This window comes from Paraglaciecola sp., from assembly GCF_051252315.1.
Taxonomy (GTDB): domain Bacteria; phylum Pseudomonadota; class Gammaproteobacteria; order Enterobacterales; family Alteromonadaceae; genus Paraglaciecola.
In genome coordinates, this window is sequence record NZ_JBPOFP010000077.1 from 1 (window position 1) to 21,414 (window position 21,414).

General features: G+C 37.7%; 21 protein-coding genes and 1 pseudogene. 10 read left to right on the forward strand and 12 right to left on the reverse strand.

All coding sequences use genetic code 11. The features are described 5' to 3' along the window. The 3 genes from ACSHXM_RS14610 to ACSHXM_RS14620 form a co-directional block, all read right to left on the reverse strand. A partial coding sequence (locus tag ACSHXM_RS14610) for a DUF3300 domain-containing protein (protein ID WP_435689692.1) occupies nucleotides 1-777 on the reverse strand: 777 nt, incomplete at its 3' end. A 98-nt stretch (nucleotides 778-875) separates the two neighbouring features. After that, nucleotides 876-1,496 carry a GTP cyclohydrolase II gene (gene ribA, locus ACSHXM_RS14615; protein ID WP_435689694.1) on the reverse strand — a complete coding sequence of 207 codons (621 nt, stop codon included), beginning with the start codon at nucleotides 1,494-1,496 and terminating at the stop codon, nucleotides 876-878. A 178-nt stretch (nucleotides 1,497-1,674) separates the two neighbouring features. Continuing rightward, the gene (locus tag ACSHXM_RS14620; RefSeq protein ID WP_435689696.1) at nucleotides 1,675-4,509 is read right to left on the reverse strand and encodes an EAL domain-containing protein; all 2,835 of its coding nucleotides are present in this window, start codon (nucleotides 4,507-4,509) and stop codon (nucleotides 1,675-1,677) included. A gap of 515 nt (nucleotides 4,510-5,024) precedes the next feature. Here ACSHXM_RS14620 and ACSHXM_RS14625 point away from each other — a divergent pair. Further along, entirely contained in the window at nucleotides 5,025-5,342 is a 318-nt protein-coding gene (locus ACSHXM_RS14625) for a c-type cytochrome (RefSeq protein ID WP_435689733.1), read from the forward strand. A gap of 86 nt (nucleotides 5,343-5,428) precedes the next feature. Further along, nucleotides 5,429-6,013, forward strand: coding sequence for an HD domain-containing protein (locus tag ACSHXM_RS14630; protein ID WP_435689698.1), 585 nt, complete (start codon nucleotides 5,429-5,431; stop codon nucleotides 6,011-6,013). A gap of 46 nt (nucleotides 6,014-6,059) precedes the next feature. Here the strand turns inward: ACSHXM_RS14630 and metJ are convergent, their stop codons facing one another. Beyond that, nucleotides 6,060-6,395 carry a met regulon transcriptional regulator MetJ gene (gene metJ, locus ACSHXM_RS14635; protein ID WP_435689700.1) on the reverse strand — a complete coding sequence of 112 codons (336 nt, stop codon included), beginning with the start codon at nucleotides 6,393-6,395 and terminating at the stop codon, nucleotides 6,060-6,062. A gap of 247 nt (nucleotides 6,396-6,642) precedes the next feature. Here metJ and ACSHXM_RS14640 point away from each other — a divergent pair, with 247 nt between their 5' ends. Next, nucleotides 6,643-7,542 (forward strand): virulence factor BrkB family protein, encoded by a 900-nt coding sequence (locus tag ACSHXM_RS14640; RefSeq protein ID WP_435689702.1) that lies wholly within the window; start codon nucleotides 6,643-6,645, stop codon nucleotides 7,540-7,542. 3 nt (nucleotides 7,543-7,545) lie between these two features. On the opposite strand, the gene ACSHXM_RS14645 is transcribed toward ACSHXM_RS14640, so the two are convergent. Both ACSHXM_RS14645 and ACSHXM_RS14650 read right to left on the reverse strand, forming a co-directional pair. After that, on the reverse strand, nucleotides 7,546-8,184 hold the full coding sequence (locus ACSHXM_RS14645) for a DUF2959 domain-containing protein (protein WP_435689704.1): 639 nt from the start codon (nucleotides 8,182-8,184) through the stop codon (nucleotides 7,546-7,548). Beyond that, nucleotides 8,184-8,408, reverse strand: a complete 225-nt coding sequence (locus ACSHXM_RS14650; RefSeq protein ID WP_435689706.1) for a hypothetical protein — start codon at nucleotides 8,406-8,408, stop codon at nucleotides 8,184-8,186. The genes ACSHXM_RS14645 and ACSHXM_RS14650 overlap by 1 nt, the downstream gene beginning before the upstream one ends. 97 nt (nucleotides 8,409-8,505) lie before the next feature. Here ACSHXM_RS14650 and pip point away from each other — a divergent pair, with 97 nt between their 5' ends. From pip to ACSHXM_RS14665, 3 genes are all read left to right on the forward strand, one after another. Continuing rightward, a complete protein-coding gene (gene pip, locus ACSHXM_RS14655; RefSeq protein WP_435689708.1) occupies nucleotides 8,506-9,474 on the forward strand; it encodes a prolyl aminopeptidase in 969 nt (322 codons plus the stop codon). Further along, on the forward strand, nucleotides 9,471-9,908 hold the full coding sequence (gene dtd / locus ACSHXM_RS14660; RefSeq protein ID WP_435689710.1) for a D-aminoacyl-tRNA deacylase: 438 nt from the start codon (nucleotides 9,471-9,473) through the stop codon (nucleotides 9,906-9,908). Before pip ends, dtd begins: the two co-directional genes overlap by 4 nt. An 89-nt stretch (nucleotides 9,909-9,997) precedes the next feature. After that, complete coding sequence (locus ACSHXM_RS14665) at nucleotides 9,998-10,903, forward strand: YiiD C-terminal domain-containing protein (RefSeq protein ID WP_435689712.1); 906 nt, start codon at nucleotides 9,998-10,000, stop codon at nucleotides 10,901-10,903. Nucleotides 10,904-10,967: 64 nt separating this feature from the next. On the opposite strand, the gene rpoH is transcribed toward ACSHXM_RS14665, so the two are convergent. Further along, nucleotides 10,968-11,822 (reverse strand): RNA polymerase sigma factor RpoH, encoded by an 855-nt coding sequence (gene rpoH, locus ACSHXM_RS14670; RefSeq protein ID WP_435689714.1) that lies wholly within the window; start codon nucleotides 11,820-11,822, stop codon nucleotides 10,968-10,970. Nucleotides 11,823-12,187: 365 nt separating this feature from the next. Between rpoH and ACSHXM_RS14675 the strand changes: the two genes are divergently transcribed. Together ACSHXM_RS14675 and ACSHXM_RS14680 are read left to right on the forward strand one after the other, a co-directional pair. Beyond that, the gene (locus tag ACSHXM_RS14675; protein ID WP_435689716.1) at nucleotides 12,188-13,429 is read left to right on the forward strand and encodes an EAL and HDOD domain-containing protein; all 1,242 of its coding nucleotides are present in this window, start codon (nucleotides 12,188-12,190) and stop codon (nucleotides 13,427-13,429) included. A 13-nt stretch (nucleotides 13,430-13,442) separates the two neighbouring features. Beyond that, on the forward strand, nucleotides 13,443-14,558 hold the full coding sequence (locus tag ACSHXM_RS14680; protein ID WP_435689718.1) for a peptidase M14: 1,116 nt from the start codon (nucleotides 13,443-13,445) through the stop codon (nucleotides 14,556-14,558). A gap of 16 nt (nucleotides 14,559-14,574) precedes the next feature. Here the strand turns inward: ACSHXM_RS14680 and ACSHXM_RS14685 are convergent, their stop codons facing one another. Together ACSHXM_RS14685 and ACSHXM_RS14690 are read right to left on the reverse strand one after the other, a co-directional pair. Beyond that, on the reverse strand, nucleotides 14,575-15,687 hold the full coding sequence (locus ACSHXM_RS14685) for an anhydro-N-acetylmuramic acid kinase (RefSeq protein WP_435689720.1): 1,113 nt from the start codon (nucleotides 15,685-15,687) through the stop codon (nucleotides 14,575-14,577). Between the two features lie 10 nt (nucleotides 15,688-15,697). Beyond that, entirely contained in the window at nucleotides 15,698-16,993 is a 1,296-nt protein-coding gene (locus tag ACSHXM_RS14690) for a peptidoglycan DD-metalloendopeptidase family protein (RefSeq protein WP_435689722.1), read from the reverse strand. 208 nt (nucleotides 16,994-17,201) lie between these two features. Between ACSHXM_RS14690 and tyrS the strand changes: the two genes are divergently transcribed. Continuing rightward, complete coding sequence (gene tyrS / locus ACSHXM_RS14695) at nucleotides 17,202-18,401, forward strand: tyrosine--tRNA ligase (protein WP_435689724.1); 1,200 nt, start codon at nucleotides 17,202-17,204, stop codon at nucleotides 18,399-18,401. A 103-nt stretch (nucleotides 18,402-18,504) separates the two neighbouring features. On the opposite strand, the gene ACSHXM_RS14700 is transcribed toward tyrS, so the two are convergent. The 3 genes from ACSHXM_RS14700 to mtnN are packed head-to-tail and all read right to left on the reverse strand — an operon-like array spanning nucleotide 18,505 to nucleotide 20,587. Beyond that, on the reverse strand, nucleotides 18,505-18,879 hold the full coding sequence (locus ACSHXM_RS14700; protein ID WP_435689726.1) for a rhodanese-like domain-containing protein: 375 nt from the start codon (nucleotides 18,877-18,879) through the stop codon (nucleotides 18,505-18,507). A gap of 17 nt (nucleotides 18,880-18,896) precedes the next feature. Then, a complete protein-coding gene (locus ACSHXM_RS14705; RefSeq protein WP_435689728.1) occupies nucleotides 18,897-19,859 on the reverse strand; it encodes a cobalamin biosynthesis protein CobD/CbiB in 963 nt (320 codons plus the stop codon). Nucleotides 19,860-19,876: 17 nt separating this feature from the next. Next, nucleotides 19,877-20,587, reverse strand: coding sequence for a 5'-methylthioadenosine/S-adenosylhomocysteine nucleosidase (mtnN, locus tag ACSHXM_RS14710; protein ID WP_435689730.1), 711 nt, complete (start codon nucleotides 20,585-20,587; stop codon nucleotides 19,877-19,879). Nucleotides 20,588-20,779: 192 nt separating this feature from the next. Here mtnN and ACSHXM_RS14715 point away from each other — a divergent pair. Further along, a pseudogene (locus ACSHXM_RS14715) lies at nucleotides 20,780-21,414 on the forward strand (tetratricopeptide repeat protein); the annotation flags it as partial.

Here is a 21,414-nt window from a genome sequence, read left to right on the forward strand (position 1 = left end):
ATTGTTATAATTTCGACGATAAGAATAATCTGCCACTAAGTGGCGATTGTGCCAATGAAAGCCTGAAAAATAGAAGCTAGGTCGAATGAAATGTCGTGCACTCCAGTAGAAACCAGCGCTTAAAATATAATGACTAGGGCTATGCCAATAGTGAGGAGGGTGATCATTCCACCACCAATCTCCATAGACATGGCGAGTATCATAATAAGGAATATACACCACTTCCTTGTCGTGATTTTGAATGACTATTTCTCCCGCATCTTGTTCCACATCGATATAGTCGTTGTCGTGCAAGTTTCCTTGGGCGTAGGCTTTTTGTCTGAGGTCTTGGACTGTATCGAGTACGCGTTCTTCATCGAATAAAAAAGTATTGCCTAAAGATTGTAACCACTCTAAATCGTCACTTAATTTTTGCAGTAAATCATTGAATGGAACAAGTGCTTTAACACTGGGATCCCAATCCTTTTTTTCTACCGCGTTTAATGCCTCTTGTTCATCTAAATCTTTGTTATTTCTGCGCCAACGTGCTGCTTGCACCACTTCTAATGGATAGGTAGAGGCAACAAAAATATGGGATAGTAGGGTGTCGGGATACAAGGCTATAGGTGCCAGTATTTGATCTAGTTGGGCTTGGCTGATTTCACTTTCTTGCATATCAGCCGCCACATCTGCGGTTGAGGTATGTCTGTCTTCAGCTTGGGCAAGTTTGATCACACTGCCCACTAGGAAACATAGAACACATAAATAAATGAGTAGGTACTTTGCTTGATTTCGCATAACCCTTTCCTTTTGTCAAAATATGATGGAAACATCACTTGTACAATAGGTTATACACTAAGAAGTCTTAACCAAGCCTGAATGATAAGTTCAGTTGGCTATTTTTTAAGTAAACTTTCTGAAAAATGATGACCCAATTTTTCAGTTTTTGTGCGAATGTAATGCCGATTATCGTCAGTAATGCCATGATCTATAGGCGTGCGCTCTACAACGTTAATGCCCATTTTACTTAATGCTTCACTTTTTTTGGGGTTGTTGGTCATTAACTTAACGTTTTTTACATTGAGCTGCTCCAACATTAATTGGCAGATACTGTAATCTCGTAAATCAGCATCAAACCCAAGGTGTTCGTTAGCTTCGACCGTATCCATGCCTTCATCTTGTAGTTTATAAGCATGAATTTTATTTAATAAACCAATACCTCGCCCTTCTTGACGTAAATAGAGTAATACTCCTTTACCTTGTTCAACTATGTTTTGTAGGGCTTTTTCGAGTTGGGCTCCACAATCACAACGGGTGCTAAATAAAGCATCGCCTGTTAAACATTCTGAATGAATACGAATAGGCACAACATCTTCAACCTCCCAGTCACCATAAGAAAGCGCAACGTGCTCCTGCTGTGAGGTTTTTTCAACAAACCCATGGATTTGAAATTGACCTAACTTTGTAGGTAAATTTGCTGAGCTCACGTATTGGTATGTTTCTGTTTGATCGTTCATTAAGGTTTAGTTGTACTCTTTTCTGCAGCTTGGTCTGAGCAGCGCGATTATTTTATAAAATTGCACGAAGCGTATATGTGGGCATTATCTGCCAAAAGACAAGCCTTATCCAATAAAATTAACCTTAACGTGGACTAAATTGGGAGTCTAGACCCATATTAATTAAATCGATTGTCAGTTAATTTAATGGGCTAAAAGCGACGAGTGGGGCAGGTTTGGCTATGCCATATCCCTGAGCATAGTCGATTTTCATTTTCCCTAGTTCAACCATGATATCTGGGCTTTCGACAAATTCGGCTACGGTTTGCATGCCCATGGCTTTTGCTACGTCATTAATTGAGCGAACCATGGCCATATCTATAGGATCAATTAAAATATCTTTAACAAAACATCCATCTATTTTCAGTTGTTGCACAGGTAAACTTTTTAGATAGTTGTATGATGAGAAGCCGCTACCAAAATCATCTAGAGCAAATTTACAGCCTAAACTTTTGAAGGTTTTTATAAATTCTAAGGTTTCATCCATTTTTAAAATGGCCATGCTTTCAGTAATTTCGAAACATACTTTTGAATACGTGACTTGGTATTTTTCAAATGCATTTAATACAAATAATTTTAACTCTTTGTCTGCTAACGAATGGCCACTTAAATTGATATTAACTTGGATGAGTTGGGCATTGTGCTCTGGATTATTTGTTAGCCAAGCAAAGTAATTTTCAATCACCCATCGGTCAATTTGGGAGGTTAAATTGTACCGTTCCGCCGAAGGCAAAAATGTACCAGGTGAAATGACATTGCCGTCTTTATCTAACATGCGTATGAGTATTTCGTAATGATGCCCAGTATTGCTCTGATTTAGCGCTTGATAATGTTGGTAATATAATTCGAAGTGATTGTTTTCTAATGCATGATTAATCTTAGATAACCAAGACAGTTCAGATTCGTATCGCTGCACATGTTTGTCATCTTGGGAATAAGTGTGAATTTGATTTCGGCCTCTTTCCTTCGCCATATAACAAGCTGAGTCGGCCATACTTAAAAATTGTTCCGGTGTGCAAATATTATCTTGCCAGGAAACTTGTCCGATACTGATCCCTAGTGTGAATATATTTTTTTCCCATACAAAACGAAAATCACTCACCGTATTTAATACTTTATTAGCCAGTAGATATGCCATTTGGGCATCATCTTCTTCTAACAAAATTCCAAATTCATCCCCGCCTAACCTGGCAAGTGTTCCTTTTTCCGAAACTATTTTATCGATTTTTTGTGAAAGCTGAGTAATTAACATATCACCTGCTTTGTGCCCACAGGTGTCATTCACGACTTTAAATTGATCTAAATCTAAATATAAAAGAGTTAACCCTCCTCCCTCATTAGATACTTTGTGTAGGGCATCTTTTAATCTGGATTCAAATTCTCTACGATTGAATACTCCGGTTAATGAATCGTGGGTAGCCAAAAACTCTAGACTGATGTCCGATTGTTTTCTTTTTGTAATATCAAATATACTGCCGAATAAATAACGTTGATTGTTTTCCGTTTTTATTTGTCCAGAGATAGAAAACCAAAATTCACTGCCATCTTTACGCAAACCCTTAATCTCTTTGCCCAATACTTTCCCATGTTGGTGTATTTCTCCAAGAAGTAGATCTCTGTCTTCAGGCATGGCATAAAATTGGTTGGCATTTTGTATGTTTTCTAACATTTCTTGTTCGTTGTCGTAACCAAACAGACTGCACATTGCAGGGTTGACTGATATTAACTGACCATCAATGCTAGATGTGTACAACCCTTCTGCTGAATTTCTGAATAGATTATAGAAATGTTGTAAATCATTGATGACATCTAATTGTTTGAGGTTATGTCTGTGGGTTAATACTTTTTCGTGGGCCTCAATAGCAAGAGCGATAACAACTAAACCAAGCATAATTACACTATTTAAAATGAGTAATAATGATTGGTTCAAAGACACGTCAAAATAGAACAATACTATTTGACTCGTACTGCTTAAAGCTATTAATCCCAAACCTATTAGGCTGAGATAGTTGGCTGCCTTTTTATCCGCATTAAAGTAAAGGCAGGCTAAGCCTAATACAAGTATGAAAGTGACAGATACAAAAGTAAGTACAAAGTATATTTGGATTTTATTATTTGGAATAAATGCCGCTAACATTAAGGCACAACCGAATATATAAAAAACATACCGCCAATAAGGAGGAACTCGCTCTAAAATGGCAAAGGCCACCTTGACTGATGTTAATAACAACGCACCTACTAATATTGTTGTTATGTTGGCTATATAAGCTGTGATACCTATGATCTGGCCGAGAACTCCACTGGTATTTAAGAATAGTAAAACAAAACCAGCGCACGACAATGAAAACCAAAAGCGGATAGGGCTGCGCATAAAAATGTAAGTGATTAGGAAGTAACAAGACAGTATGGTGAGTCCGCCGCTTATAAAACCAATAACAGCCAGCAGTATTTGTTCTCTTATTAACATTGATGATTGTTTGTCTAGAGAAACAGGAAAAACTAATGGTCCGTCGTGATTTACTTTTAGAAATACTTGAACCGTGTCTTGAGTTGAGTTTATTGATGCAACAAATAACCTATGCTTAAATTCTCGTTTAGACAGCTGCCTATCAGCGCCCATCAGGTGAGAGCGTAAAATGCGATCTTTAGAATCTAAAAGATATATATCTACTAAATTGAGATACGGATTTCCTACGCTTAACAGGTAAGGTTCTTTGTTGTTCGGGCTGAATGATAGGGTAATTCGGCCCCATAAATTTTGGTTTTCATTTAACGTATTGGCTGTTATCTGGGATTGCCAATTGGAGTGGCTTTTTATATCCGATAGCTGGTTGGATTTATCAGTAATGAGCCATTCGATATGTGTTGCCAAATCAATCGATTCAGCATCATCTTCAATTGTTAGGGTATTTGCAAAAGCCTTCGCTGAAATCAGACAAACACAAATTATCAAATATGTTTTAAAAATATTCAAAAACAACAATTTCGCTACTACCCCTAAACGACTGAGCTTAAATTATTAACGACATGTTATACCAATTAAAGTTAACCATGAGTGTTTGCTTCTACTTCTTTAGTTTAATACGACTTGCGTAGAATACTAGTTATCTAAAGTTAACGTTGGATATTAACGACTACAAGATATTTCTAAACTTTTTCCCCATTCAGGGGACGTTTAGAAAACTTAATCAGTTCAGGTTCGTTAGCTAAAGGAGTGTGTAGCGCCTCAACCTTGGTCCTTCAGACATAAACAATTCTTCCAGTAAGCTTGGTCTATGTTTCCACTCTTTTTGGCTGCTGCAATTGTGCAAATAGACTGTGGTGAAGCATCTGTAATTTTGGTTTTTTCAACTCAACAGGCTTGACATAAGTCCCCAGTCCAGTAAGTTGCTGTAGCAAAAGAGTGATCGAAGATCATTTTAACCTTTATTTAAATATTATTTACTTGTACCCATTTGGGTGATTTACAAAGGACACATGATGAAAAAAATGAAAACTTCAGCGTTATTGTTAATTTTAGCCGCGACAGGACTTGCTTCAACTTCTACTTTAGCTGCTGATGCTGCAGCAGGTAAGGCTAAGTCTGCAGTTTGTGCTGCTTGTCATGGGACTAATGGTATCTCACAAATTCCTATGTATCCTAATTTAGCGGGGCAAAAAGCACAGTATTTGGTTTTACAAATGAAAGCTTTTAGAGACGGCCAGCGTAAAAATATGATTATGGCGCCTATGGCTGCGAATTTAAGTGATGCCGATATTGAAAACTTAGCAGCTTATTACGCTAAGTTAGATCCTTCAGGAAAATAAATAGTTATTTTTTAAGCTAAATATAACTAACTCCCCCTATCAAGTAGCAGTGCCTACTGCTACTTTATTCTTACTCCGAGTACCCAATGATTGAGCACTACCAAGCCATCACTAGCTTTATTATAGAGTTAGAAAAATTAAAAAAAGTTGAACGGAGAATAAAACCTGTTGGACTAGGTCGGTATGAAAATAGCGCAGAACATAGTTGGCAAATTTCATTATTGGCATTGACATTGATCCCTTATGCTCAGCACAAAGTCGATGCGCTGAAAGTAATCACTATGTTGTTATTACATGACATTGTTGAGATTGATACTGGCGATAAATTCGCTTACAACGCTAATCATGATGACTTTGAAAATGAATTGATTGCTGCAAAAAGGTTAACGTCTATTTTACCTGAATCACTAGGACAAGATTTTCTAAGCTTATGGGTTGAGTTTGAACAGGCTAAATCACCAGAGGCAATATTCGCTAAAGGAATAGATAGAGTCATCCCTGTTTTACAAAACTTACATAATGGCTGCCAAAGCTGGTTAGAACACGACATCTCTATTGAACAAGTCTTAGATAAAAATAAAGTTGTGGCTCAAGCGAATCCACAATTATGGCAATGGGTAAGTGAACAAGTGAGGGTTGTGGCAAAAAAAGCAGGTGTACGTGAGAAGTAATAGGTCAAGTCGGTAGTTCTTTGCTGTAGATTTTAGACTATGACTACTAATCTTCCTCTACATCAATTTCTTCGATATCCAATCCCATTTCTTCCATTAATTTTCTAGCTTCAATAGGAATACGGTGGGTGTTGTCTTTTTCAAGGTCAGTATCACCGGGTAAGGGTTGTCCTGTAAATGCATGTAAAAATGCTTCACATAATAACTCGGAATTAGTGGCATGACGTAAGTTGTTAACTTGGCGTCTGGTGCGTTCATCTGTTAATACTTTAAGCACTTTTAAAGGAATTGATACAGTGACTTTTTTGACTAACTCACTTTTTTTACCATGTTCAGCATATGGGTGAATGTATTCGCCGTTCCATTTTGTTTGATTTGCCATTAGTCAGTATCTTTTATATTTGTTCTTGGGAAATTTTAACCATTACGTAGAAAATATCAATAATAGACTGCTAAACATCTTGATGTCTTTACGTATAAAGCCAATTTCTTCTCTTTTATCCAAGTGTACTCCAGTTAATAATTAATTTTTGAGAGTTAAACTTGTTTGGTTTGTAATTTGCCATCTTAAAAGGGTTAGAGCAAACTAGGCATTAGAACAGTATTTTTATCATTTGGCTTGTAGGTTAATGGAATTTTATCAAGATTGGTCGGCAAAAATTAAACAACTCTTAGACACGACGAAAAGTTTTGCTAAGTTGTTCATTAAACAATGTCAGTCTGATCGCATCACAGTTTCGGCCGGCCATTTGGCTTATGTGTCTTTGTTGTCACTCGTACCTTTCATTATGGTATTTTTTACTATCTTATCTGCTTTCCCAGCTTTTGCTGAGGTGAGAGGAGATCTTGAAAATTTAGTTTTTGAAAGCTTTTTACCCAGTACAAGTGGTCAAGTACAGACTTACATGGCTGATTTTGTTGATAATGCATCAGGCATGGGGGGCATTGGGATATTGTCTTTGGTGATTGTAGCCTTGATGTTGATTTCAAATATAGATAAAACACTAAATCGCATTTGGGATTCAAAGTCTGTTAGACCCATTATATTTACTTTTGCAATTTATTGGATGGTTTTAACCCTTGGGCCATTGTTAATGGGGGCGAGTGTCATTGTAAGCTCCTATTTAATCGGATTGGCTGCGTTTGCAGAAGAGTACTCTCCAGGATTGACTACTTTCTTTTTAAAAATGGTGCCTTACGCCACTTCTGTTTGTGCCTTTTTTATTGTTTACATGTTAGTACCTACAAAACGTATTGAGGCAAAACATGCTTTTTCTGGAGCTTGTGTGGCGGCGATCTTATTTGAATTAAGTAAAAAGGGTTTTGCTTTTTACGTAACCAATTTCCCGTCTTATCAGGTGATTTATGGAGCCCTAGCTGTCATTCCTATTTTGTTTGTATGGGTGTACTTATCATGGATCGTAGTGTTGATTGGAGCTGAATTTACCAGAGCTTTAGAAATATTTACACACGATGAGTCAGAAGAAGCTTTTACCGAAGGAGAGGAAGAGACAAGCTCTTCCTCTTAATAGTTAATTAGTTTCCATACTAGAAATAAATTTATTTGATGCAGAAATTGCTTTGTTCATTTCTGCAATTAGTTGGCCAATTTCTTGTTTAATACCTTTAAATTCGCCTTGTAGAGCGCCAACCGCACTTGCATTCAAGTTATGTTTTAAATACAAAACATTATCTCTTAATGTTGATAACACAGGTGCCATTTTACTTTCTGCTTTACGCATCGCTGCCACTAAAGACTTATAACGCCTCTGTGTATCTTTAAGTTGACGTAGGCTGTCGCGTTTAAACGTAGCATTAGTATATTTTTCAGACTCTTCTTGCCATTCGTCAAATAGAGCTTCAGCAACACTTTCAACCTTATCGATTCGCTTGCTAACGTCCGCAGCTGACGTTTCACTGGCTTCGTATTGGTCTTTTAACTCTTCATAAACGTCCTGTAATTCACGTCCATCAAAATTGAGTAGGTGGCTAAATTCTTCTAAAGCTGAGCTAAACTGTTGTTGAGCATCTTCTTGAGACTCTTTAGCGTCTTCAACTCGGTCTACTAATATGTCTCGCTTTTCGATACCAAGTTTTTCCCAAGCGGCATAATATGCATTTTGACATGAAGCACATATAGTCAGTAGAGCAACAAGAATGAGCTTTTTCATTAATCAGAACCTTTAAATTTTGCTGCGTCGATAATGCACCAAATATAAACGATAGGTAGCATTACCCAGCCAATCAGAAGTAAAGTTAAGCCACCAGATATAGCCCAAGCAACAAAAAACAAAATTGCTGGTAATATTCGCCCTTGAACTAATTGACCTAATCCTGGAATAAAAAAACTACAAATTGCAGCTAACACATTTCCGCCTGAACCTTGCCCTGACATATACATCTCCAAATGTTACAAATAAAAAAGAAACTAGAACTTAAACGCTAAATTAAATCATAATGAAACAATTCACAAATAAGAAATGTAAAAGCTTATGAGCCAGTTGTTCCCATCTATAAAATCTTTTAAGACTGAAATGTTAGCGGTCAGCAATGGCCACAGCTTGTACATAGAGCAATCAGGCTCGCCAGATGGGGTGCCTGTTCTATTTTTACATGGTGGTCCAGGAGCCGGAATAGGTCAAGATTATCGACGTTTTTTTGACCCAGAAAAATATTGGATTATAGGTTTTGACCAAAGAGGTTGCGGTCAATCTTTACCTTTTGGGGAGCTAAAACATAATACTAGCCAGAATTTGGTGGAGGATGTGTTAACGATTCAACAGCATCTTGGTGTGTCTAAGTGGGTATTGTTTGGTGGTTCATGGGGCTCGACCCTGGCACTACTGGTGGCGATCCGCCAACCTGAAAGTGTTATTGGGTTAATTTTGAGAGGAATATTTCTAGCCAGAGAACAAGATTATCATTGGTACTTAGATGCCAGTGGTGGTGCGGCGCAGTTATTTCCCGATTATTACCAAGACTTTTTAAAACCTGTAAAGAGTATGTTGAGTACTCATTCTGTGGTTGATGCATACCATCAAATTTTTAGTAGTGGTAACGAGTTACAAAAAATGGCGGCAATAAAAGCTTGGTGCCTATGGGAAGCTAAAATAAGCCGATTACACTGTCAGTTTGATGAAACACAGCTAGTGGGGGATATTCACAGCGCAATTAGTTTAGCCTTGTTGGAGTGCCATTATATTAGGAATAAATGTTTTATAGCTGAAAACGAAATTCTGCATAATATTCAGCACATAACTAATATTCCAGGCACAATCGTACATGGTCGTTACGATACAGTATGCAAAATTGAATCGGCCTATGCTTTGTCTAAGAAGTGGCCGGCTAGTGAATTACATATTATTCCAGAAGCAGGGCACAGCGCGGGAGAAAAAGCCACTTCCCAAGCCCTTTGTTATGCCACGCAGGCGATGCTCAAATATATTGAGGAAAATAAATGATCGCACTGATTCAAAGAGTTAGCCATGCCAAAGTTGAGGTAGACCAGGAGTTAGTTGGTCAAATAGGTCCAGGTATTTTAGTTTTGCTTGGTGTAGAGCAAGGTGACACACAAGCAACGGCCGAAAAATTAAGTCAAAAGGTATTGAATTACCGTATTTTTTCTGACGAAGCAGGCAAAATGAATCTTAACTTACAGCAAGTTAAAGGGCAGTTGTTGGTTGTTTCGCAGTTTACTTTGGTGGCAGACACTAAAAGTGGTAATCGTCCGAGTTTTTCCAGTGCAGCCTCGCCTAGTTTGGGCAAGGATATGTATGAGTATTTTGTGGTTTGCTGTAAACAAAAAGGTGTACTGTGTGAAACCGGCAGATTTGGCGCAGATATGCAGGTATTTTTGCTAAATGATGGGCCAGTCACATTTCAGTTGAAAGTATAATTTGCTGAAAAAGGCGTAATACTGTCTAATGGTGGTTGGTTTTTCACCAAAAATAATAATTAAATTGAAAAATGGGAACCACTATTTAGATGTTTAAAATCAATATACCGACAAGTGAACAAGATTTTGTAGATTATTTTGACTTTCGTTGGAAGATGTTGAGAAAGCCTTGGAAAGCGCCACAAGGCTCAGAAAAAGATGAATATGAACAAGTCAGCCAACATCGTATGATCCGCGATAGCTTAGGGTATGTGGTGGCCGTCGGACGTGTGCATATGAATTCCGCAGAAGAAGCTCAAGTGAGACATATTGCGGTAGCTAAAGATTATCAAGGTAAAGGTTTGGCTAAGATGTTACTCGCTTCATTAGAGTCAGTGGCTCGCTCTGAAGGCGCAGTGCGCATGGTGACAAACAGTACAGAGTTATCAATTCCATTTTTTAAAAGTACAGGGTTTGAATGTGATTCAGCTACCCCAAATGAATTAGATAAACAGCATCGACAGCAAATGGTTAAAAAGCTGTTAGATCCTAATACTATTACTTTGCATCCCAAGTGGTGCAAACTATTGCAGCAGACTTGGCGTGATACCATTCCTATCAGTGAGCAAATGGGTATTAAGCTCTTTCAATACACGGGTAGGACACTCGAAACCAAAGCTTCTTTAAACAAAAATATTAATTTGCATGGCACTATGTTTGCGGGCAGTATTTTTTCGTTGGCGACCCTCACAGGGTGGGGAATGATATTTTTGCAGTTAAAAGAGAAGGGGCTCGAAGGTGAGATTGTATTAGGTGATGGAAACATTCATTATCATAAACCTATTACTATGCAGCCTAAAGCGGTATGTAATTTAGAGTCGCTGAATGGAAAGTTCGAGCCTCTTACTAAAGGTAAAAAATGTAGCTTTAATTTAAGTGTGGCGATTTTGGATGGTGATAATCCTGTTGCTGAGTTTACTGGCATATTTTGGGTGTTGCCGTTAAAAGACGAATAAATCCAATTAAATTTAGACATAAAAAAAGCGCATTGAATGCGCTTTTTTTTGTTTTAAATGTTAACTAGGCTGCCATAGCGCCTTGTAACTTTTTCATCGCGTTCTTTTCGATCTGCCTAACACGTTCTGCAGAAACCTGATATTTATCAGCTAAATCTTGCAACGTTGTTTTATCATCTGACAACCAACGAGTCTGAATAATGTGCTGGCTACGCTCATCAAGTGTTTTGATTGCGGCATACAATTTATTAGATGCATTTGAATCCCAATCAGCATTGACTACATCAGATTCAACATCTGCTGTTTTATCTTCTAAATACTGCGCGGGTGCAAAATTACTATTATCATCATCATCTGCAGATAAATCAAAAGCTTGGTCTTGGCTGCTCATACGAGCTTCCATCTGCAATACTTCTTTAGTACTTACACCTAAGTCTTCAGCAACTTTTTGAACTTCAGCATGAGAAAACCAACCTAAACGCTTTTTATTTTTGCGTAAATTAAAGAATAGTTTACGTTGAGCTTTGGTGGTTGCTACCTTAACGATTCTCCAGTTACGAAGAACGAATTCATGAATTTCAGCTTTAATCCAATGAACAGCAAAAGAAACTAATCTTACACCTACAGTTGGGTCGAAGCGTTTTACCGCTTTCATAAGACCTATATTACCTTCTTGCACTAAGTCAGCTTGAGGTAAACCATATCCTGAATAAGATTTCGCAATATGCACAACAAAACGTAGATGAGACATGATTAGCTTTCTTGCTGCTTCTAAGTCGTCGTCTTGTTGTAAACGTTCGGCAAGGCCTCGCTCTTCTTCTGCTGTTAGCATGCTAATGCCACTCACAGCTTGAATGTAAGTCTCAATACTGCCCGTTTGAGGCACTGTCAAAGTTAGTGCGCGTAAGTCTTTGCTCATAAATATCTCCTATTACGCTATATGTCCCGATGCTAGCAAAAAAAATTCTAAATCGCGACCTAAAATAGCTCAATTTCTTAAAGTAATAGACCAAACTTAATAAGAAAAATTCCCAATTAATTACTATATTTGGATTAACGTTTAAATTTCAATGAGTAAGGAGATTTTTTATTCCTACATAAGAATTATATATATTTATGTAATGAAACATTTCTAATCGCTCGTTATTTCTTTCTAGGCTATTTATTGCACAAATCGTCTGTTAATTATCAGCACCTTGTTTGGATTTTAGGCTTTTAATGGTGGTATGATTAAAAGCATAATAACAACAATTTTTACCTGTTTAACATTTGTATAGGATGACCATGTTTGCGTTTATTGCCCGCCAACCTATTTTGGATTTAAAAAAGGATGTTTTTGCCTACGAACTTTTTTTCAGAGATGGAAAAAATAATTGTTTTCCTGTCGTAGAAAGAGACGAAGCAACGAATAAGTTAATAGCCCAGAAATATAGAACGCTTCAACTAGATGATATCTCTTGCAGTAAAAAGTCTTTTATTAACTTTCAGCCTGAGGCGCTAGAGGAAGGGCTAAATCCTTCTTTAGATCCTGAAAATGTGGTGGTGGAACTAGGGGCTGATGAGCATCATATGGACCGTTTACTTGATACCTGTAAACAAGTGAAAAACATGGGGTACAAATTAGCGTTGGAAAACTGTCGAGTTGAAGGTGAGTGGCAGTCGATAATACCCTATGTAGATATGATAAAAGTAAATACTGATAAATGTAATTACGAAAAATTGTCTGGGAATTTGCAGCAATTTTTAGATGCGGACGTTAAGCTCATCGCAGAAAAAGTAGAAACTCACGAAGATTTCAATATTTGTCGTGATGTAGGTTTTGACTATTTTCAAGGATATTTCTTTTCTAAACCAGAGTCTGTTTCCCAGCAGAGTTTACCCACTTCAAAATTAACTTTAGTTGAATTAATGGGGGCAAGTTCGAGCGCAACTTTTGATGTTGAAAATATTAATAGAGTGATTGAGCATGATGTAGGTTTATCCTATATGTTACTTCGTTTTATCAACAATCCAACCATAAACAAACGATATAAAATAACCTCTTTACGCCATGCCCTCAATTATATGGGGGAGGTGGAGATTAAGAAGTTTATCGCACTATTAGCCTTAACTAATCTATCTGACGATAAACCTCTAGAATTATTACACTTATCTTTAGTCAGAGCTAAGTTTTGTGATTTAGTTGGCGTTGAAAAAAATATAGGCAGTAATCCTCCAACTGCATTTTTAGTTGGGTTATTTTCTATGTTAGATGCACTATTAGACAAAAATATGAGTAATTTGGTTGAAAAATTACCGCTAGTCGAAGAGGTTAAAGTCGCTTTGTGTGGTGGGCAAAACGAATTGTCCGTGTATTTGATGTTAGTACAAGCATTTGAAAGCGGAAATTGGTTGAAGGTTATACGTATTTCCAAATTATTGGAAATTGACCAAAAGCTATTACACAGTATGTTTAATGAAGCTATTTTATGGGGCAACGGTGTACGTAAATCTATTTCACCACACTTTCCAGAAGCTAAAACGTAAATTATTTTAATCTATGTCCACCCTAATAAAACAACATTTAGTTGTGGCCCAGAATGCTTCGGGCCGCAATATGAATGTTCCTCTATATCGTTTTGTAGGTGAAAAACCAGGCCCTAAAGTTTACATTCAAAGTTCAATTCACGGCGCAGAAGTTCAGGGTAATGTGGTTATATATCACCTGATTCAAAAGCTAAAAAGTATGCCTATTTGTGGCGAAGTAATTCTGGTGCCAAACTGCAATCCAGTGGGGACTAATATTAAGGCAGGGGAATACACATTAGGACGGTTTGATCCAGTAAATGGCACTAACTGGAATCGTGGTTATCACTTTGACCAGGCTTTTGTCGAAGAATTTGCCTCATCAGTTACGACAAGTGAATCAATTAAATCCATTAAAACTCGTTTTAGAACTGCAATGAAAAAACAGTTGCAAGACAAGTTAAATCAAGATTGGGGACTGGGTTTAGCTCAGCGACTTAATTTAATGTTACAACAATTGGCATTTGATGCCGATTATGTACTCGACTTACATAATGGTCCTGTTTCTACTCGGCATATATATGTACCTGAATATGCGCAAGAATCTGCTAGTTTATTCAATATTCCACATGTCATCTTAATGCCTAAAGTATTTTCCGGAGCACTGGATGAGGCCACTTTTTGTCCTTGGTGGATATTGAAAGAACTGTTAAATCAGCAGTTTTCAAAAATGATTGATTTTGAGGTAGAAGCTTTTACCCTTGAGATGGGGAGTCAAGAAGTGATCAGCTTCAGCGAAGGGGAGTTTGATGCAACCAGTATTATGACGTTCTTGACCGCTAAAAAGGTGTTAAAAAGTGAAAAGCTGGTGCCTATAAACATGCCTCGTAAAGCAGTGAAGCTCAAAAATTATAAGGTGTTATACAGTAAACAGGGGGGAATAGTTGAATACATGCTTAAGCCTGGTGAGTTCGCTGCTAAAGGAGATGTGTTAGCACGAGTGTTAAATGTAGATAACTTAGACACTAACGAGGCAACCACCGATATCTTAGCTCCGTGTGATTTAGTGGCGATTCTGCATTTCCCTTCTGCTTCAGTGCTGAGTGGTACACAGCTTTATAAGTGTTTTACTCATTATTTTGAATTGTAGCTAATACATTTTAAAACTAACTTGTTGGACAATAAGTCCCTAAAATGGCGGTTCTACACGCGCCAGTTACGCTTGTAATATTCCCCGGGATCTTATTGATATGTGCGTAAGCTAACCAAGCGAATGCCATAGCTTCAACAGCGTCAGCTGTGACTCCTAACTCATCAGTGGTATATAACTCACACTCATGTAACTCAGATTCTAACTCTTCCAGTAAAAATTCATTTCGTGCACCACCACCACAAACATATACCTCTTCTACATCTTTAAACTGTTTCACCTGTTTAGTAATACTTAAAGTTGTTAGAGCAACGAGTGTCGCTTGAACCGTTTGAGGATCGAGGGGCTGGGGTAATTCGCTAATATGCTGCTGTAACCAAGCTAAATTAAATAATTCTCGCCCTGTGCTTTTCGGCGCCGGGGCCGAAAAATAGGGGTGTGACAATAAGCTTTGTAATAACTTAGGATCCGCGACACTTTGGGCCGCCCATCTACCTTTGTCATCATAAGTTTTACCTGTATGTTGATAACACCACGCATCTAATAAGGTGTTACCTGGGCCAGTATCAAATCCAATAATTTGACTGGTAGAATTTTTAGGCAAATAGGTTATGTTAGAAATCCCTCCTATATTCACCACAACTCGAGATTTTTCTTTGTTAGAAAAGATTGCTTGATGAAAGGCGGGTACTAAGGGGGCTCCTTGCCCACCTAAGGCAATATCTTTGCGTCTAAAATCGGCAATTACGTCAATGCCAGTAAGGGTTGCTATTGTATTTGGATCGCCAATTTGCAAACTGAAACTATTCTCACCTGAAGGTATGTGCCGAATTGTTTGCCCATGTGAGCCTAAAGCTATTATTTGTTCTTTAGTCACATAGTTATCTTTGAGAAGTTGTAATGATGCATCTGCAAATACTTTGGCTACGGCTCTGTCGGCATGTCCCATTAAGTCAATTTCGTTGTCACTTGATTTACATAACCTATGCAGAATAGTTAATAATTCTTCAGGGTAAGGATAGGTTTGACAGTCTAATAGTCTGGGGTGGGGCTCAGAGAAATCTACTAGCGCTACGTCAACGCCATCCATGCTAGTTCCTGACATTAACCCTAGATAAAATTGTGACATAACAAACGCCTTAAAGCATAGCTAACATAATGCGCTTATTGTTATTAAGCTGCTGCATTCTTTGCTTAGCTAATCGCGAAAACGTTTCTTTTTCTTTTTTGGCAATCGGTTGAGCCTTTGGCAAAGATACCGTTCTTGGATTCCTGTGCACACCATTAACTAAAAATTCGTAATGTAAGTGCGGGGCTTGAGACATACCCGTTGAGCCAACATAACCGATGATTTGTCCTTGATTAACACGCTGTCCTTTTTTCACTGCACGTTTTGAAAAATGTAAATACTTAGTCACTATATTATTGCTGTGTTGAATAAACACATAATGCCCATTGTATTTGTTGTAAGTGGAATGGGTAACTTTGCCATCTCCAGAAGCGACTACAGGAGTACCTGTATTAGCTCTATAATCTGTACCATTATGTGGTTTGACGCGTTTTTGAATAGGGTGGAATCGTCTTGGATTAAAATTAGAGCTTATGTATTTAAAGTTTACAGGGGCTCGTAGAAAACTTTTTCGCATGCTTCGGCCTTCAGGTGTGTAATAACTCCCATCGGAATAGCGAATGGCAGAATAAGTATCCCCCTGATTAATAAACTGGGCGGCAATAATATTTCCATTTTCAGCAAACTCACCATCTATGTAATGTTCTTCAAACATCACATAAAAACTATCTCCAGCTCTTAATTCTAATGCAAAATCGATATCCCAACCAAAAATCCCCGCTAGGCTCATTATTTGATTGTCGGATAGTTTGGCGTTATGTCCCGCATTCCACAAGCTATTGGTAATTTCACCTTGTGCATAATTTATTCGAGTGTCTACAGCCTTGCTTTGGATTGAACTGACAAAGATTTGTTGTTCATTTTTATTAATAATTAAAGTGTCGGTTGCAGAATAAGAATAAAACAAAGCATCTAGTTTGCCTTGTTGATTGATGTCTAACTCCAAGGATTCGCCAGGCATAATCTTCAATAATTTTTTAGCTAACTTACCGGCTTTGCTGACTTTGTAGGTTTCTTGGGGGGAAAGGCCTGCTCGTTTAAAAATAATCGCTAAGTTATCACCTTTTTTAACGGTGAAAGTATGTTTTGTATCTTGTTCAATGGCTTTTGATACAGGCTCGGCTGGTAAATTACTGGCATCTAAACTTAGATCATAACGTTTACCGATTTCCAAGTTGGTTGAAGTGTTTTTATAAGCACTCGCCGGATCGGAAGGTAATAACATTAAAATAAATAAGATCCCTACCACAAGGGATATTAACCATTTATGGGGCGTAGGTAGGTTTTTAATTGATTTATTCAACACAGCAACAACATAAAATAATGAACCTAACCTCAGAATATATGCATTGTAGGTACTTTTCCAGCCCAACAGCCGTTTTTACCTACTTTGTTAGGTTTGTTTATTATCGCTAGGTTATTAGAAATAATATCCTTTCCCTTTCATTGCTAGGCCTAGACACGTAAAATGGGGCGAATAATTATCATTTTAGATTTTAATACAGGTTTTAAAAATGTCAGATTGGCAAAATGCAATGGCTGAGATCCAGCGCGGAGCAGAAGAAATATTAATCGAAGAAGAGCTAGTTGCTAAGTTAAAAGAAGGGAAACCTTTAAAAATCAAAGCTGGCTTCGATCCAACCGCGCCAGACCTACATTTAGGTCACACCGTTTTAATAAATAAACTTAGAACGTTTCAGCAGCTAGGCCATGAAGTTATATTTTTGATTGGTGACTTTACCGGCATGATCGGTGATCCAACAGGCAAAAATGTCACACGTAAACCTTTAACCAAAGAAGATGTGTTGGCCAATGCTGAAACCTATAAAGAACAAGTGTTTAAGATATTAGACCCAGCTAAAACCACTATTCGGTTTAATTCAGAGTGGATGGAAGAGTTAGGTTCTGCTGGCATGATCAAGTTAGCCGCTAACCAAACGGTGGCGCGTATGTTAGAGCGAGATGATTTTAAAAAACGTTACGCTGGTGGCCAACCCATTGCTATCCATGAGTTTTTATACCCATTGGTACAAGGTTGGGATTCAGTTGCGTTGCAATCGGATGTTGAACTGGGTGGTACCGATCAACGTTTTAATTTGTTGATGGGACGTGAGTTACAAAAATCTGAAGGCCAAAGGCAACAAACGGTGCTTATGATGCCTTTATTGGAAGGCCTAGATGGCGTTCAAAAGATGTCAAAATCCCTGAATAACTATATTGGGATCACAGACTCTCCTAGCGATATGTTTGGGAAAATCATGTCGATATCTGATGATTTGATGTGGCGCTACTACGATTTATTAAGTTTCAAGGCAAAAACAGAAATCGAAGAAATTAAACAAAAAGTGGCTGATGGATTAAACCCAAGAGATACCAAGATTGATTTAGCCAAAGAACTTATCGCTCGTTTTCACTCTGAAGAAGATGCTGAAGGAGCTCACAACGAATTTATTCAGCGTTTCCAAAAAAATAAAATTCCAGACGAAATGCCAGAGTTTGACTTTGTTCTTGGGACAGATGGTTTGATGATTGCCAATGTATTAAAAGATGCGGGTTTAACCAACTCCACTTCTGATGCAATGCGTATGATTAAACAAGGCGCGGTTAAGTTAGATGGTGAAAAAGTTGAAAATACAAAACACTTATTTAATGAAGCTCAACAGATTGTGTTACAGGTAGGGAAACGAAAATTTGCTAGAGTGAGTTTTCAGTAAAAATCCGCTTAACCAATATTAAAAAAGAGGTAATTTGAATCATCAAAATACCTCTTTTTTTGTGTGCCGTTATCATTCAACATCAGGACTCGCTCTAGTGGAATTATTTCTCTATGGGCAGTTTAGCCTTTTCCCAGCCGAGCATATCACCCTGTAGATGCAATAGTTTGGTATAACCACTTTTTTGCAGAGCTTTAGCTGCTTTACCGGCTCGGTAACCAGAACGACAGTACAAAACTAACGTTTTGCTTTTGTCAGGCTGAACAGATTGAAAGTTGTCTTGTAACATCTGTAAGGGAATGTTTATCGCTTTAGGAACATGGCCGTTTTTGTATTCTTCAGTTGTGCGCACATCAACAATCAGATAATTTTTTGTATCCATATTAGCCAGTTTTTGGTGACTAATATCTTCAATTCCAGCAGCGTAAGTCGTTAAGCTCACATAACTGATAAATCCACAGAGTATTTTCTTTAACATAGATAATTTCCCCATCGTTATTTTGTTAATGCATAGACACTGGCATAAATTAAAAAACTCATCGTTAACCAAAATAAAGTGGTAAGGCTAATTAAGTTTTGAGTACGTTTAATGTCTGCCAAAATAATTGGTTTATGTCCACCGCATTTTGTGGTCCGTATTTTTTTTTGCTGATAAATGGCGGGGCCAGCCATTTCTATATTTAAACTGGCTCCAGCTATATTGAGCAAAAAGGTTCGAGTATTTTTAAGGTTTTTAAGTTCAGATAGCGCTTTAAATCCAGCAATGGTTAAAGATACAAAAGCTAAACTGAAACCACAAAGTATACTAGGAAACCATTGCAAAGCATTGGTAACGTATTTGACACTTAGGCCAAAATAGCTAAAACGAGACTGCTTAATGTTCCAAGAATGCGAACATTCATACAATAACCTATACACAATCGCACCTATACCACCGGTTAATGCAAACCAAAATATAACCGCACAATATTGATAACTAAATCTTAATATGAGTGTTTCAGACGCTGCTTTTGCTAATCCAAGTACAGACATTTTTTCAGTTTCCCTTAGCACATGCTGTTGCAGGTTTTGTCGCGCTAATATCTTTTTTTCTAGGGTGATTTGTTGAGATAACTTGTGGCAGGTGAGTTGGATATTTCTATATCGCAACGCAATTAGTAATAATAAAGCTTCAAAAAAAGCCGGGTAAACTGATAAAGATAAGAGTATCCAAATACTTAAACAGACTGGCGTGAGTAAAACTAAATAAGCCAGACTGCCAGATAATTTTTGTTGTTGTATATCACTCTCTTTGGAAGGTAAAACCTTGTTAGCAATACGTATGGTACATATTTTCCATAAACTTAATGGGTGATATTTGTCTGGCCACGGCATGTACTTTTCTATCAGCACCGCAATTAATATCACCCAAAAGGTCAGCAATTCTTGGCTAAATAGTGTTTCGACTATTTTAAGCATGAGTCGAACTCACCCCTTTAGACATCACTCGCGCTTTCTAATTCTGATATGGTTTGCATAACCAATTGAGCTGAATTTTTTGCCGCTTGCTCTAGGTAAGCTTGGAAAGAAACCGTAGATGTTTTACCTGCAATATCGGATAAAGAACGAATAACTAAAAAGGGTGTTGATAATAAATAACAGGTTTGGGCAATGGCCACACCTTCCATTTCAACTGCACATACCGATGGGAAGTTTGTACGAATTTGATCAGCAGCTTCATCGCTGCCAACAAACGAATCCCCAGTGCATATTAAGCCTTTTTCAACTTGAATCTCATTTAGTTGGGCTATTGCTTTAGTGGCACAGTCTACTAACTTCTCATCAGCAACAAACTCAGCAGGCATGCCAGCATTTTGTCCCAATTCATAACCGAAGTGAGTTAAATCTGCATCGTGATGGCGTAACGAAGTACCTATTACAATGTCGCCTATGTTTAGGTGAGGCGTAAATCCGCCCGCTGAACCTGTGTTGATAACATAGTCTGGGTTGAAATGATTAATTGCTGATACCGTGGATACTGCGGCGGCTACTTTACCAATGCCACATTTTATCAAAGCGACTTCAACCTTGCCTAACTGCCCAACGTAAGCAGTTAAATGGTTATATTTTTGTTCGGAACAGTTGGTTAATGACTTTTGAATGAGGCTTATTTCTTCATCCATAGCACCTAAAATAGTGACTTTCATATTATGGTCTTGTGTAAATACAATTTGTCTAGAAGTGTAATATGTCTGGTGCTGATGTAAAACTAAAGATTGAATATCAATTGTTCATTACTAGAAAATCGGCTTCTATTATTGAAAAACAAGTTAATTACCCTCGTAAATTCAACATTTACAACTAAGCTTAGATTAGGTTAATTAATTTGGGCCTAGTTCATGAATAACGTCGTAATTTCACCTAAAGTACTGATTTTATTTGTTAATCTATTTTTATTGTGTGCTTGTCAAACTATTCCCCATAAAGACTTTACGGTTGATGTTCCTAAGCCTTTTGATCAAGGGTTTAACACAAAAGAATTGTTACAAGTGGAATCAGAAGAACAAATATTTCAACTAAACAAATCTTCCAAAGCATTCGTGCGCCAAATGATAACTTCTGAGCGAAACCCAATCAGTAAAATGGAGTCTTTGGTTTATGGCGTCTTTGGCCGCTCAAATATGAATTTGTTATACCGTGGTGATGCCAACACAGTCGCGAGTGAAACCTTTAAGAATCGAGCCGCAAATTGTTTATCCATGTCTATCATGATGCACGCTCTGGCAAAAGAAGCGGGGTTTCAAGTGAGTTTTCAGGAAGTGGAAATTCCGGAATATTGGACCAGGCGTCAAGGTTACTCTTTATTAAATGGGCATATAAACTTGCGTATGAGTGTAAAAAACACTAACACAAGTTTTGTTTTTCAGACCCGAAGTTATCAAGTTGACTTTGACCCACAACCTTCTCGTAATAACTTCCCTAAAAAAATTGTTAGCAAACGCCATGTGATTGCTATGTTTTATAATAATAAAGG